Source organism: Terriglobus sp. ADX1 (assembly GCF_036877645.1).
Taxonomy (GTDB): domain Bacteria; phylum Acidobacteriota; class Terriglobia; order Terriglobales; family Acidobacteriaceae; genus Terriglobus.
In genome coordinates, this window is record NZ_JAEDXV010000031.1 from 1 (window position 1) to 13,221 (window position 13,221).

At 58.2% G+C, this 13,221-nt stretch carries 12 protein-coding genes; 4 read left to right on the forward strand and 8 right to left on the reverse strand.

Features of this window, described 5'->3' with window-relative positions; all coding sequences use genetic code 11:
* The 5 genes from JAO32_RS16785 to JAO32_RS16805 form a co-directional block, all read right to left on the reverse strand.
* Window positions 1–781, reverse strand: a 781-nt coding sequence (locus JAO32_RS16785; protein ID WP_334242517.1) for a hypothetical protein, incomplete at its 3' end; no start/stop codon positions are given.
* Window positions 782–861: 80 nt separating this feature from the next.
* Entirely contained in the window at window positions 862–1,767 is a 906-nt protein-coding gene (locus tag JAO32_RS16790) for a 3-keto-disaccharide hydrolase (RefSeq protein WP_334242518.1), read from the reverse strand.
* Between the two features lie 110 nt (window positions 1,768–1,877).
* Window positions 1,878–3,023 carry a Gfo/Idh/MocA family protein gene (locus tag JAO32_RS16795; RefSeq protein WP_334242520.1) on the reverse strand — a complete coding sequence of 382 codons (1,146 nt, stop codon included), beginning with the start codon at window positions 3,021–3,023 and terminating at the stop codon, window positions 1,878–1,880.
* A gap of 51 nt (window positions 3,024–3,074) precedes the next feature.
* Window positions 3,075–3,953 carry a TIM barrel protein gene (locus JAO32_RS16800; RefSeq protein ID WP_334242523.1) on the reverse strand — a complete coding sequence of 293 codons (879 nt, stop codon included), beginning with the start codon at window positions 3,951–3,953 and terminating at the stop codon, window positions 3,075–3,077.
* Between the two features lie 244 nt (window positions 3,954–4,197).
* Window positions 4,198–5,430 carry a hypothetical protein gene (locus JAO32_RS16805; protein ID WP_334242525.1) on the reverse strand — a complete coding sequence of 411 codons (1,233 nt, stop codon included), beginning with the start codon at window positions 5,428–5,430 and terminating at the stop codon, window positions 4,198–4,200.
* A 227-nt stretch (window positions 5,431–5,657) separates the two neighbouring features.
* Between JAO32_RS16805 and JAO32_RS16810 the strand changes: the two genes are divergently transcribed.
* The 3 genes from JAO32_RS16810 (at window position 5,658) to JAO32_RS16820 (ending at window position 8,764) form a co-directional block, all read left to right on the forward strand.
* A complete protein-coding gene (locus tag JAO32_RS16810; protein WP_334242527.1) occupies window positions 5,658–6,275 on the forward strand; it encodes an HAD family hydrolase in 618 nt (205 codons plus the stop codon).
* A gap of 85 nt (window positions 6,276–6,360) precedes the next feature.
* The gene (locus JAO32_RS16815; protein ID WP_334242528.1) at window positions 6,361–8,352 is read left to right on the forward strand and encodes an alpha-glucuronidase family glycosyl hydrolase; all 1,992 of its coding nucleotides are present in this window, start codon (window positions 6,361–6,363) and stop codon (window positions 8,350–8,352) included.
* A 25-nt stretch (window positions 8,353–8,377) separates the two neighbouring features.
* Entirely contained in the window at window positions 8,378–8,764 is a 387-nt protein-coding gene (locus JAO32_RS16820) for a hypothetical protein (protein ID WP_334242531.1), read from the forward strand.
* Window positions 8,765–8,774: 10 nt separating this feature from the next.
* Here JAO32_RS16820 and JAO32_RS16825 read toward each other — a convergent pair whose 3' ends face one another.
* From JAO32_RS16825 to galK, 3 genes are read right to left on the reverse strand one after another with little or no spacing between them, the layout of a single operon-like run.
* Complete coding sequence (locus JAO32_RS16825; protein ID WP_334242533.1) at window positions 8,775–9,737, reverse strand: type I phosphomannose isomerase catalytic subunit; 963 nt, start codon at window positions 9,735–9,737, stop codon at window positions 8,775–8,777.
* Between the two features lie 30 nt (window positions 9,738–9,767).
* The gene (locus JAO32_RS16830; protein WP_334242534.1) at window positions 9,768–10,790 is read right to left on the reverse strand and encodes a UDP-glucose--hexose-1-phosphate uridylyltransferase; all 1,023 of its coding nucleotides are present in this window, start codon (window positions 10,788–10,790) and stop codon (window positions 9,768–9,770) included.
* A complete protein-coding gene (gene galK / locus JAO32_RS16835; RefSeq protein WP_334242536.1) occupies window positions 10,790–11,908 on the reverse strand; it encodes a galactokinase in 1,119 nt (372 codons plus the stop codon). The genes JAO32_RS16830 and galK overlap by 1 nt, the downstream gene beginning before the upstream one ends.
* A gap of 108 nt (window positions 11,909–12,016) precedes the next feature.
* Here galK and JAO32_RS16840 point away from each other — a divergent pair, with 108 nt between their 5' ends.
* Window positions 12,017–13,213, forward strand: coding sequence for a glycoside hydrolase family 27 protein (locus JAO32_RS16840; protein WP_334242538.1), 1,197 nt, complete (start codon window positions 12,017–12,019; stop codon window positions 13,211–13,213).
* Window positions 13,214–13,221: the final 8 nt, after the last annotated feature.

Sequence of the window (13,221 nt, forward strand, 5' to 3'; positions counted from 1 at the left end):
CGTCCCAGACATATGCAATGGCAAAGCGATACTTCGGCGACCACGCACTAAAGTATGCCTGCGGCTTCATCAGCACGGCGATGTAGCTGCTGGCTGGTGCGTCCGGCTTCATGTCTGTGACATTGATCACGCCGCTACCGTTCAGTCCCGGGGCATTTGGCCACCCAAAAGGTTCGCCCTGCTTCAGGTAAGAAGCTTCACCCAGGCTTTCAGGATGCGTCATCGCAGGGCCTGCCGCGCTCATGCGAAACTCGGTCGTCGCCGGATCAAGGAACGGCGGCGACAGCGTTACATGCTGTGTCCATGCAATGGGACGATCAAAGGAAGCCTTGTTCGTAACCCGCTCTTCAATGCGAACGCCTTCGCCTTCAAGTGTGAGTGTGCGCACAAAATCAATCTGCGCCAACGGAAAGTGCGCGCTGCAGGTAAGAGTGTTGCCCGATTCTTCAATCGTGTAAGGCAAGATGGAACTCTCACCATGCACGGTCAAGCTTAAGGCGGCTTCCGCTTCACTCGGCCCACCAAAGATATCCAGGCAAAGGTTGTGCCCCAGAATGCCTGACAGTAGCTTGGCCTCCGCATCGCCGCCGTAAAGCACTTCCTGTTCCGGCTTCAGCGCGCTCGGCTCCATCGTGGGCCAGGGGGGCGTCCACATCGGATTCACATCGGCCCGCTTGCTGTACACCTCAGCAATGTGGCCACCTTCTTCTGTCACGGTAAGGCGAAGGAATTCGTTTTCGATCGAAACTGTGCGGCGTCCCAGGTAGTTCGTCTTCGGCATGCCGTTATTCTCTCCTGAAACAGAACGCAGCGATCGCTGCATTTTTGCGGCGACCGCTGCATTCTGCTTCTTATCTGTTGTTACAGCTTCTTAATGGAAATGTTACGCACCCAAAGGTCGCCGGTAGATTCTGACTCCACACCAATCTTTCCGCTAGGACGGAAGTAAGTGGGGTCGATATCTACAAACTGCGTAATCAAGTGACCATTCATGTAAATGGAGGTCGAGTGACCAATCGCCACAACGATGAATTGATTCCAGTCGTCCTTATGGAACCATTCGTCATGCTGTGCCTTGTCCACAATCTTTGCCATGGCATAGCTGCCACTGACATCGCCATACATGGAGTAACCGGGTGTAGCGATCACTGCGCGGCCACTCTGTTCATAGAACATGCCGCTGTACTTGTTGCCTTCGTCAAAGTCGGCCTGCGGACCGGCCAGATCCCACTTCGACTCATACTCACGCGTCGGAGGTGTGCCGGGATTGGCGCATGCAGCCGGGCGAGGCGGCCGAGCCGGTGCATTCGCTCCTGCAGGACGCGGCGGCGGTGTGGGCCGCACTACCGGCGGAAACTTTGTACCGGTTGAATTTGGATCGCCCGTAATGTAACTGCGGAATTGCATGCCGCCATTGATGTTGCCGGTGCCCTTCATCTCATACTTCAATACGAAGTCACCAAACTCACCAGCGGTGGAAACGGCATACACCGTGCCCGTGGGTTTCTCGCAGGTGGCAGAGAGATGAATCGAACCATCCTTGATGTCCCACAGGTTCGAGTCATAGCTCCAGCCCTTCAGGGTTCCATCAAAGAGCGAGGTAAAGCCGGTGTTGTCGTTAAAGTCCACCATCGGTGGCGGCTGCATGATGCGCTGGAATCCAGCACGCAGCGGATTGGCAGGCGGCGCACCCGCTGGGGCCTGCGCCATAAGTGTCGCGGAGAGGGTAAGTGCTCCCGCGGCGGCAATTAAGTTGCGATACTTCATCGGATACAGCCTCCGGTAATTCAGTTACAGAAACTCTTTGGGCCTACTTAGCCGCATACTGCGGCCTGAAGAAATATCAACGGCGACAAGTGATGCGAAGTAAGTTCGACTTACTCCGTCTCCACTGTCTCCCACTTCTTTGTCTGTGCGGACTTCAATACAGCGTCCGTCACATATTCCGTCATCAAGCCATCGCGGAAGGTTGGTCCCACTGGCTTGCCACTATCCAGCGAAGCTACAAAGTCGGCTACCTGGTGCGTAAAAGTATGTTCGTAACCAATCTGCAATCCGGGCACCCACCAGTTCTTCATATAGGGGTGATCGCCGTCGGTGATGTGAATGTCTGTCCAGCCGCGCAGCTTACCGTCGTTCTTGTAATCGAAGTACTGCAGATGGTGAAGGTCATGCAGATCCCACGATGCGGAAGCCTTCTCGCCATTGATCTCAAGCGTGAATAGGGCCTTGTGTCCGCGTGCATAACGAGTGGCCTCAAACAATGCGAGTGAACCGTTTTCAAAGCGCGCAATGAACGCGGAAGCGTCATCAATCTTTACCGGAACCACTTCGCCGGTAAGCGTGTTCTTGCGTTCCTTGATAAAGGTTTCTGTTGCTGCGCTGACTTCTTTGATAGGGCCGTTCAACCACATGGCCATGTCGATGTTGTGTGCAAGCAAGTCGCCCGTTACACCACTGCCAGAGACAGAGGCATCCAGGCGCCACAGACCTTCACCGCCCATCGGCAGATCCTGCGAGATTGTCCAGTCCTGTAGGAACTGTGTGCGGTAGTGGAAGATGCGGCCAAAGCGGCCTTCATCCAGCAGGTCTTTCAACAGAACAACAGCAGGCACGCGGCGATAGTTGTACCAAACCATGTTGGCTACGCCTGCATCTTCCACGGCCTTCACCATGGTCTTGGCTTCTTCTGCAGTGCGCCCTAGTGGCTTCTCACACATCACGATCTTGCCTGCCTTTGCGGCTGCAATGGCAATCTCTGCATGTGTGTCGTTCGGGCTGGCAATGTCGATCAGGTCAATGTCGTCGCGTTCAACGAGTTTCTTCCAGTCGGTCTCAACTGACTGCCATCCCCAGTTATCTGCAAACTTTTTCACGCGATCGGCATTGCGCGCGGAAACCGCCTTCAGCACCGGTTCATACGGCAGATCAAAAAACTTTGGCGCCTGGCGAAACGCGTTGGAGTGCGTGCGGCCCATGAAGCCGTAGCCCACCATGCCAATGTTGAGTGTCTTCTTGCTCACTGTCTTCTCCGAAAATAAAAGCGCCCCATGTAAATGAGGCGCCTTGAATCGTTAGTTCCAACCATGCGCATCACGCACGTCGATCATTACCTTCAGCACCTTGTTCCATGTCTGCGGATCGGTCATCACATCGTTTGGGAACATGCATCCATCCCAGCAGATGTGCTCAAAGGCGCGTGTGGGAACACCGTTGTCATCGCGCATCCACATGCCGGCCACCTTCACAATGTCCATCAATCCATTCGGATCATCTGGAGGACAATGGCGGCCCGTTTTATCGTGCGAGCCCTGCCCCTTCACAGTGCCGTCGTTCTGGGCAACGTGGAAGTCAATCGTCCACGGACGCAGAGCCTTGGTGACCTTCTTCAGCGCAGCGGTAATCTCTTCTGGAGTAGCGCACCCCTCGGCCACAATGCGGCTCTCTGGCGAGTTATAGCCCAGCGTGTACAGCATGGTGTGTGCCATGTCCGCCTGGAAGCCCACGGTCTTCGGGCGGTTCACCATCTCCAGCAGATGTAGCATGTGGTCCCATCCATGCATGCCTGCCCAGCAGATTTCGCCTTCCGCCGCCAGCCGTTGACCTTCTGCTTCCGCAATGTTTGCGGCTTCCCGAAACGTCTTGGCGATCTTCTCCGTGTTGGCTTTCGGATCTTTGTACCAGTCTCCGGTTCCTGTAGCGGAGTCAATGCGGATAACGCCGCTGGGGCGCACGCCAAGCGCGGTCATCTTGCGGCCGATAACGCATGCCTTTCGCACCTGCTCCAGAAACTTACGAACTTCCATCTCGTTGCCCATGGCCGAACCGCCGCCCGTGGGCGCCCATACCGGAGCCACAAACGATCCGCAGACCAATCCACGTGCCTGCAGCTTTTCGGCGAGCACCTTCAGGTCGTCATCGGTGGAGTCGATCGATGTATGCGGTGCGGACATGAACAGATCCACCCCATCAAACTTCTGGCCGTCCACTTCTGCTTGCGCGGTCAGTCCAGCATGGTTTCCAGATCAATAAACGGCTCAGTGGAATCTGGTCCTTTACCAACGATTCCGGGCCACATTGCATTGTGCAGGCGCGGTTTGCTGTGTGTTGCTGCCATGACAATTCCCTCGTAAAGCGTGTTTTGCGGCGTAAAGATGGGCCGCTTGATTTAGCCGGCCCACTCTACGCGAAATGTACTTACTTCTTCCAGCTTGACGGCCCGAAGTCGCGGATCAGTTCCGCGGCATCGGGATTGCCCGGTCCGAAGTGCTTCAGGATCACCAACGGATCGGTGCCGCTTGCGTTCGTGATGGTCACGCCCTTGCGCGCGGCAGGAGCGGTAACGAAGAGTTCGTCTTCTGTCAGATCGCCAAAGCGAATCTGCGACGGCGTGCTGACCGGCGTACCGCCAAAGTCGCCATAGCCCTGCGTCACGATCAAACCATACGCCTCTGGATCGGTGATCGTCACGGTTGCACCCGGCAGAATAGTCAATTCCTTTGCCGAGTAGAACTTCGTGCCGTACACCACCCACTTCTCCACGAACTTGCCCGCTTCCTCACGCTGGACCTTGGGGAAGACTTTCTTGTTCGCGCCGAAGTTCGGGTCCGTGTTCGCATCCCAATCCAGCATGCTGATGATGTATTCGATGTCCTGCTTCTTGTCTTCCGGAACATCCTTTACCAGCAGATCCCACGGCACAATACGGCCTTCCACTTCGCTCTGGAACATGCCAAAGACGTCGGAGTTCACCTGCGGCTCGTAGGTGCAGAGCGATCCCGGTGCGTGCAGGATGCCTGGATCAATCTGCCATCCTGCACCCGGCTCCAGACGGTATGCACGCGATAGGAACGTGATGCCGTTGTCGCCCTGCTGCCACTTCTTCAAGCATTCGCGGATCTGATCCTTTGTGGTTCCAGGCTCCAGCCCCATGAAGGTGAAGGGGAAGTTGTTGAAGGTCTGGTTGTACTGCGGCGGGAAGTAATAGGCTTCCGGCTTGCCCTTGAAACCAACCGCGCTGGCATGCTCCTCGTTCTGGTGCATGTGGTGCGGGATCGGGCCCTCGTTGTCGAAGAACTTGCAGAGCAGGTTCCATCCGTCTTCACGCTTGAAAACGTCTTCACCCAGCAGCAGGTCGCCGGCAATTTCCACGGCGTCCTTCAGCAGGAACTTACCGCCGTTCTTCGTCACGACGAAGGAGAGGCCTTCAAATTCCGTGGTGTCCGGACCATTTGCGGCTTTGGTAGTGGAAGAAAACCAGCGCTCATTAATGCCGCCGCGATGGCCGCCGAATGCGTAAATGTCATCAGGATGGAGCTTCAGCCGCCGTCCGGGAATCATGAACGAGCGGGGAACCCACGAAGGGGCAAGCTTCAAAATACCTTTGCCAGCTTCTACTGCCTGCTGGACTGTGCTGCGTTCCACTGCCATGGTCGATCCTCGAGGAAAAAGTGTTCTTGTAGGTACAGCTTGTGCGCAAGGCGGCGTTCGTCTGCGGCGCTGCGGCGGATATGAGACGTCTCAGTTCCGAGAGCGTAAGCCCCGCGACGTAACCGTGTCAACCGTGTTTCCGGTGCCTGTGCGCTGTTCGATTCCCCGTGATTGCAGGTTCTCTTTGGCGCACTTGCCTGTCATGCGGGGTTGATAGCATGGCCTGCATGGAATTCCACCTTGACCCCGCCAGCTTCCGCGCCCTCATCTTCGACTGCGATGGAACGCTGGTGGAGACACTGCCCGCCCACATTGCCGCTTTACGGGCCACACTGGGGCCAATGGGCATTCTGCCTACCGCCGAGTGGGCTCGTGGCCTGTATGGAACCACACCACCGCAGGTGTTGCTTGAGATTGAGAAGGCTTACGGCCCCATTCCTGCGCCGCATGCGGACATTCTGAGGCAATGGGTGGCCAACTACACGAAAAGTCTGCACCTGCTGGAGCGGATTGTGCCCGTCTGCGAGGTCGCCCTGCAGTTTCAGGGCAAGGTCCCAATGGCCGTCGCCTCCAATAATCAGCGCGCCAACATTGAAGCCACCATCCGCGCTGTGGGTCTGGATGGCGTCTTTGGATGGATCGTTTCAGGCGAGGATGTGGCAAAAGGCAAACCGGCACCCGATCTTTTTCTGGAAGCAGCCCGCCGCATGAACGTGGCACCGCTGGACTGCCTGGTGTTTGAGGATTCTCGCGAAGGCGTGGAGGCGGCGGAAGCGGCGGGGATGCGCGTGATCCGCATTGATGCCAATGCAACTCGCGTTCCTGCCACCAGCGAGACCCACTAAAGCACAATCCCGCCCGGACTCGCTATCATCAACTGTGCCTTGCCTGCGACCCACCAAAACGGTCTGGGCAGAGTCCAATGGGGGAATGTTGCGAACGCTGCAAAGACTGGCACTTGGAACGCTTGCAGGCCTGTCGTTTGCAGCCGTTTCCCTGGCACAGACACCCGCTCCCTCTGCCGTCGGCTGGCTGCGCTACGTTATTCCGCCGGACCCGCCGCGTTACCACGACATGCCCCACGCCGTAGCTCTACTGGGCGACGCCAACGGTCGTCCTGCACCGGAAGAAGAAGCTGCGGCAGAGGAACTGGATCGCGGCCTGGGCCACATGGTTGCCGGCACGGACGTTCTGCTGCACCGCATTGACCCACGCAACGACGCCATCATCCTTGGCACGCCAGAGGCCCTGCGTCGCTCGGGGTTAGCCCGCATTGCACCCGGATGGGTGGATAAGCCGGTGCCGGAAGAGGGCTTCCGCATCGTCCACCTGCGCAACGGCATACGACAGTGGTGGGTGCTGGAAGGCGGGTCGCCCCGTGCGGAGCTGTACGCCGCCTTTCGCTTCGCCGCAATGGTCACAGAAGACCGCCAGTTGCCAGACGAACTCGCGGAATCGCCACACTTCCCTCTGCGAGCGATCCAGATCGAAGGCCCAACGCCAGACGATGGTGTTCTGCGCCAGTACGGACGCCTTTTTGCTTCCGTTGGCATCAATGGCATTGTTCTGAACTGCAATGCGCAGCAGAAGGCTGAGGCTGCGCGCCTCTTCCGCCCCTACGGGATCCGCGTCTGGTCCAGCCCTGACGAACTCCAGACCGAACGGAATCTTCATCTTCAGGACAGCAGCTTCCCGGACGCGCCCATGAGCGGTCTTGCTCCGGAAACCGCAGGAAAAGAGCATCGGGCAGCACGATTCCTTCTGCTCCCCGGCGGCCTTCGGCAACCCGTCACCCCACTGCACGCATGGCAGATGACGCTGCGCTCCCCGGTAGCCACCAGCCTCACCGGTACACTCGGTATGCTTTCGCAGGAAGCAGTTCTCCCGTTGCTGGAACAGCCAATGCTGCAAGCCAGTCTGTACGCCTTTGGCCGGTTTGCATGGAACCCGGAAGAATCGCGTGACAGCATCGTGGACCAGTGGGCGCGCCAGACGTGGGGGGACGACGCCCGCATCTTTGACGTGGCGAAGAAGATCGTCGTCGACAGCGAAGCCAGCTACGCTGGCATCACATCGCCGCTGGGGCTGCCGCGCCTTGGCACAGAACATGGCCCCGACCCTATGGCGACGGAAGCGGGACATTCGCTGGCCGACCGCGAGGGCATTGGCGCAGCGCGACTGCAAACTGCAGAGTTCCCGGAAGCGTTCCGCCGAGAATACGCAAATCCCTCTGCGACGCCGCAGGAATGGTTGCTGCTGCTGCATCGCGTGCCTCTCAGCTTCCGCGTCCGCGATGGTCAGACTGTGACGCAGTCCGTGTATGACGCTGCCTTCACCGGTGCATCCGCTGCAGCCAACGCGGACGATGCATGGGATGAAACCCGCAGCTTACTCGAACCGGAACGCTGGACCCCAACACATCTGCTACTGCAGGACAACGCACGCCGCGCAGAAATCTGGCGCGAAGCAGTCGTAGACTGGCTGCTGCGCGTTACCGGCCAGCCTGACACGCTGGGCTTTGCAGGCAAACATGCAGGCCGCATTGAAGCGGAAACGATGACGTTGAAGGGCTATCACACGGTCTTCACCGAAGACAAAGAAGGCTCATCAGGCGGCGCCTACGTTTTCTGCTCATTGTCAGATTGCTCCGCCAGCACCGAGTTCCGGGGTGAAGAGAACGTCTATCGCATTGAGGTGGGCTACTTCGATGCACCGCAGGCGCCCCAGCGATTTGTACTTCGTATTAACGGCGCGGTTGTGGATACATGGACATCAACCGTACGCGGCGCGCAGCCCGGTGGCGTTTCTGCCGAGCGATTCGTCCGCAACGGCGTCCGTTTGAAACCGGGCGACCGCATTGAGATTCACAGCACCGGCGCGTTGGATTTCATGGAAATCACACGGGATCCGCGCTGGAACTAAAGCCTCATGCAGCCGGAATGATAGTGTGAGCTTGAACCCGATGATTGACGAACCAACACCCGACCTCCACGGCCTGCGCCGCCGCAAAATGCTTGCCGCGGTGTACATCATTGGTGGCGTTGCGGAGGCTACTGCGTTCAGCATCCTGGCGGTGCTGCATCTGCTGCAATACTTTCCGGCGGCATTCGGCATCATCCTGGGATTGCATCTGCTGCCGTTGGCCGGAGTAGTTCACTCCTCCCACTTCCGCACCTTCGGATGGTCCATCGCGCTTTGGTCTGCGGGGTGTTTGCTACTTACAGAACATCTGGTGCTGATGAGCAGCGCCGGCATTCTGGTGTTGGCTGCGCTGCTGGTTCTTGCATTGCTATTCGGTGGCCGCGCTGCAACGCCTGCAAACACGGCCACCTGAGCGGAAATTCTTACGGTGTGGCGCGTACCACTTCCAGTGCACTGTCAGCCCGCACTGTCACACGAGTCACATCTGCAGGCACAATCACAGAACTGCTTGCCGGGAGTTCCGTCATGGACTCGCCGGCTACCATCACCTGGGCATCGCCACCGATAGCAGTCAGGCAGTAGGGCTTGTTGCCGGGATTCTCAAACTGGATGGTGTCGCCAATCTTGAGCGAGAAGCTATCCACCGTGAAGTACTGTTCCTGAATCAGCCGCTTGCCTTCGCGCCCATCCACCGTGATGGGTTTGGGCGCAACTTTACCTGCGCGGGTAACGACTTTGCTCACTGCCAGCCCTTTGTCGACGTGCAGTTCACGCGGACGTCCGTAGTCGTACAGACGATACGTGGTGTCAGAGGTCTGCTGTGTCTCCAGAATGGTGACTCCCGGCCCAATGGCGTGAACCGTACCCGCATCCACAAACACCATGTCACCCGCTACTACTGGGATGTGCTCCAACAGATTTTCCGCAGTGCCATTAGCGATGGCGTCACGCAGCCCCTCAAGCGTAGTGCCGGGCTTCAGCCCGCATGCAACGGTGGCTCCCGGTTCAGCCTGAAGGATGTACCAGCACTCCGTCTTGCCACGGCCAATGTTTAGGGCCGCAGCCTCTTCGTCGTTCGGATGCACCTGCACGGACAGCTTGTCGTCGGGAAACAACAGCTTCATCAGAAGCGGAAATTCTTTTTCGCTTGCCAGCGATCCCAGCAACTTGACCGGCTCTTTCTCCGCCAGCGACGCAAGCGTTTCGCCTGCATAGTCGCCGTCGTTCACGAGAGACTGCGGTCCGGTGAGCCACGCTTCGCCAATCGGCTCCTTGTACTGCGCATCGCGCTCGGCCCAGTCGGGATACCAAGGCTTCAGGTCGCGGCGACCCCATGTGCGTTCGGAGAAAGACGGATGCAGACGAAATGGATTGAGAGTGCTCATGACACTCCCATTGTCCTCCATTGCGACTGTTTAGCGCATTACATTGCGTAGGGTGGCTGCGGCACTTTCTGGTGTGATGTCGCGCTGTGGTGATCCCAGTAGTTCAAACCCCACCATGAACTTGCGCACCGTGGCTGAGCGCAGCAGCGGCGGATAGAAGTGCGCGTGCAACTGCCACTCCGGATGCTCTTCGCCATCGCACGGGGCAGGATGGAAGCCCATGGAATAAGGGAATGGAGCATCAAAAACCCGGTTGTAACCAGCAGTGAGCGTCTTGAGAATATCCGCAAGCCCGTCGCGCTGTGCTTCACTCAGCGAACGCATGGAAGCGACAGGATCACGCGGCAGTACCAGCGTTTCAAACGGCCACACGGCCCAGAACGGAATCACCACCACCCATGTATCGTTCTGCGCGACGACGCGTTCGCCCTTTTCCAGCTCCTTCTGCAGATAGGCGTGCAACATGGTTTCGCCGTGCTTGGCGAAGTATTCCTTCTGCGTGCGCAGCTCCGTGGCGGGCTCGTTGGGAATATGTTCGGTGGCCCAGATCTGGCCGTGCGGATGTGGATTGCTGGCACCCATCATGGCGCCGCGATTTTCAAAGATCTGCACGTAGCGAATATCTGGATTCGCGGCCAGCTCAGCTTCCTGCGCAGCCCACACATCCACCACGCCACGAATCGACGGCACATCCATCGTGGCCAGCGTCAGGTCATGCCGCGGGCTGAAGCACAACACACGGCAGATGCCGCGCTCCGTCTCGGCATGCAACAGGCCATCGTCTTCCGTGATGATTTCCGCATCGGGCTTCAGAGCGGCGTAATCATTGGTGAAAACATATGTACCGGTGTAATGCGGCGTTTGCTCGCCACCAGCGCGCGGATTGCCGGGGCACAGATAGCATGACGGATCATACTGCGGCGATTGCGGCACCGCGACGTCTTCCGTCTGCCCCTGCCACGGACGCTGCGTACGATGCGGCGAAACCAGAACCCACTCTCCACGAAGCGGATTCCAACGACGATGCGGTGTGGTCAGCAACAACGGATTCATTACGCACGCTCCAGTTGCGCCAACGCGCCATCGGCTGGTGTGCAGACGTAGATTTCAGCTTCGATGTTGAAGTGCCCTTTGTAAGCCGCTGCGAGCTGCGCCGTGAATTGCGGAACATCGTTCGATGCGACAAGACTCACCGTGCATCCGCCAAAGCCGCCGCCCGTCAGTCGTGCGCCATAGCAACCGGGCAGCGTGACGGCGGTGGCTGCAAGGAAATCAATCTCAGGGACGCTGTCTTCAAAGTCATCGCGCTGACTGGCGTGCGAGCCGTTCATCAACTCGCCCAGCTTCACAGCATCGCCCGCCTTCATAGCAATCTCTGCCTCACGCACGCGCGCATTTTCCGTGATGACGTGCTTGCAACGCTTGTACACGTTGTCGCTCAGGCTGGCGCGTACGGCTTCCAACTGATCTGTTGTTGCGCGCCCCAGATCTTCCGCTTCAGGAAAGCGCGCACGAATCACGGCCTGCCCTTCTTCCAATTCGCGACGTCGAATGCCGTAATCGCCCGTGGCCACGGAATGCCGCACCATGCTGTTGGCAATCACAATGCTGCACTGCGCCAGATTGCCGGTGTTCATTGGCAGCAACTCGTAGGTGAGCGTGCGTGTGTTCAGAAGCAGTGCATGTCCTTCGGTTGCTGCAGTCACAACAAACTGGTCCATAATGCCGCAGGGCGAACCGACAAAGTTGTTCTCTGCACGCTGGCACAGCAGGGCGATCTCCTTCGCCTCCAGCATCGTGCCGGCATGACGCAGCAGCGCAACCGCAGTGGCAACCTCAATGGAAGCTGACGAACTTAGCCCCGCGCCCAATGGCACATTGCCATCCAGTTCCATGCGGAACGGCGGCACATCAATGCCCAGCGCCCACAGCTCATGCAGCACGCCTGCGGGATAGTCGCTCCATGCGCCGGTGGCTTTCTCGTCGCGCGAGCTGGCGTGCTCGCCAGGAAATGCAGTCGAGTTGAACACATAGCCTTCCGCAGCAGCAGTCACGCTGGCTTTCGTGGCGAAGGGAATCGCCATGGGCAACACCAGCCCGCCTGTGTAGTCGGTGTGTTCGCCTAACAGATTTACTCGGCCCGGCGCGTTGGTGAAAATTACAGATGTCAAACGTTCAACCTCTTTCGGCAGCATAGCGTGGCGATTCTGTAACGCAAACCCATGTATGCTTTTCTGCGCAGCTTGACCACCCTGATTCTGAGGTCTCAAAAAAATTCTATGCGACGTATTGCCTTTGCCCTGCTTGCTTCTGCACTTTCTCTGTCTGCCGTGGCGCAGACCAAACCCGCGGCACAGACAACATTGGCAGCCACGCCGCCCATGGGGTGGAACTCGTGGAACTGGTTCGCAGGAAAGGTGACGCAGGAGGACGTAAAGGCTGCGGCGGACTTGATCGTCTCCAGTGGCATGCGCGATGCGGGCTATGTCTACGTGAATATTGACGATACGTGGGAAGGCAAGCGCGACGCCAACGGTGTGCTGCATACCAACGAGAAGTTCCCGGACATGAAGGCGCTGGCTGATTATGTGCACAGCAAAGGCCTGAAGCTGGGCATTTATTCCAGCCCCGGCGACCAGACCTGTGCGAAGTACGAAGGCAGCCTGGGCCATGAACAGCAAGACGCGGATCTCTACGCTTCGTGGGGCATCGACTACCTCAAGTACGACCTATGCGGTTTCGGCAAGGAGATGAACAGCAAAGCTCCGGGTGACAGGCTGAAGCAGAACCAGATGATGCACGACGCCTACGAGAAAATGCACCAGGCTCTACTGAAGACGGGCCGCCCCATTGTGTACAGCCTGTGCCAGTACGGGTTTGATTCCGTGTGGCAGTGGGGTCCGTCTGTGGGCGCAAACCTGTGGCGCACCACGGGCGATGTGCAAGCAAACTGGGCCTCCATCGCGCTTATTGGAAAGACGCAGATCGGGCTGAGCAAATATGCCGGCCCCGGCCACTGGAACGATCCCGACATGCTGGAAGTGGGCAACGGCAAGCTCTCGCTGGATGAAAACCGCGCCCACATGGGCATGTGGGCCATGCTGGCCGCACCGCTACTCGCGGGCAACAACCTGACACAACTGACCCCTGAAGTCACCGGCATTCTGACGAACCGCGAAGTCCTGGCCATCGATCAGGACAAGCTGGGCAAGCAGGCAGAGCGCGTCTACCAGGAAGGACCAATCGAAATCTGGTCGCGCCCGCTGGCAGATGGCGGTGTAGCGCTTTCTGTTATCAACTTCGGTGAAGATGAAAACTTTGTACGCGGCATCTCGCTGCACCTGAAGGAAGCAGGCGTGAAGCCAGGTATGAAGGCGCGCGATATCTGGAATGCAAAGGATCTGGGCGCAATCAAGGACGACTACAAGTACTCGCTGAAGCGCCATCAGATGTTGCTGCTGCGTTTCTCGAAGTAGTTATTTGA

Bases quoted from the DNA above. Each gene is read 5' to 3' on its own strand.
- JAO32_RS16815 (WP_334242528.1), top strand. From the start codon at position 6,361: ATGTTGCGAACGCTGCAAAGACTGGCACTTGGAACGCTTGCAGGCCTG.
- JAO32_RS16830 (WP_334242534.1), bottom strand. From the start codon at position 10,790: ATGAATCCGTTGTTGCTGACCACACCGCATCGTCGTTGGAATCCGCTT.
- JAO32_RS16840 (WP_334242538.1), top strand. From the start codon at position 12,017: ATGCGACGTATTGCCTTTGCCCTGCTTGCTTCTGCACTTTCTCTGTCT.
- JAO32_RS16810 (WP_334242527.1), top strand. From the start codon at position 5,658: ATGGAATTCCACCTTGACCCCGCCAGCTTCCGCGCCCTCATCTTCGAC.
- JAO32_RS16825 (WP_334242533.1), bottom strand. From the start codon at position 9,737: ATGAGCACTCTCAATCCATTTCGTCTGCATCCGTCTTTCTCCGAACGC.
- JAO32_RS16790 (WP_334242518.1), bottom strand. From the start codon at position 1,767: ATGAAGTATCGCAACTTAATTGCCGCCGCGGGAGCACTTACCCTCTCC.
- JAO32_RS16805 (WP_334242525.1), bottom strand. From the start codon at position 5,430: ATGGCAGTGGAACGCAGCACAGTCCAGCAGGCAGTAGAAGCTGGCAAA.
- JAO32_RS16800 (WP_334242523.1), bottom strand. From the start codon at position 3,953: ATGTCCGCACCGCATACATCGATCGACTCCACCGATGACGACCTGAAG.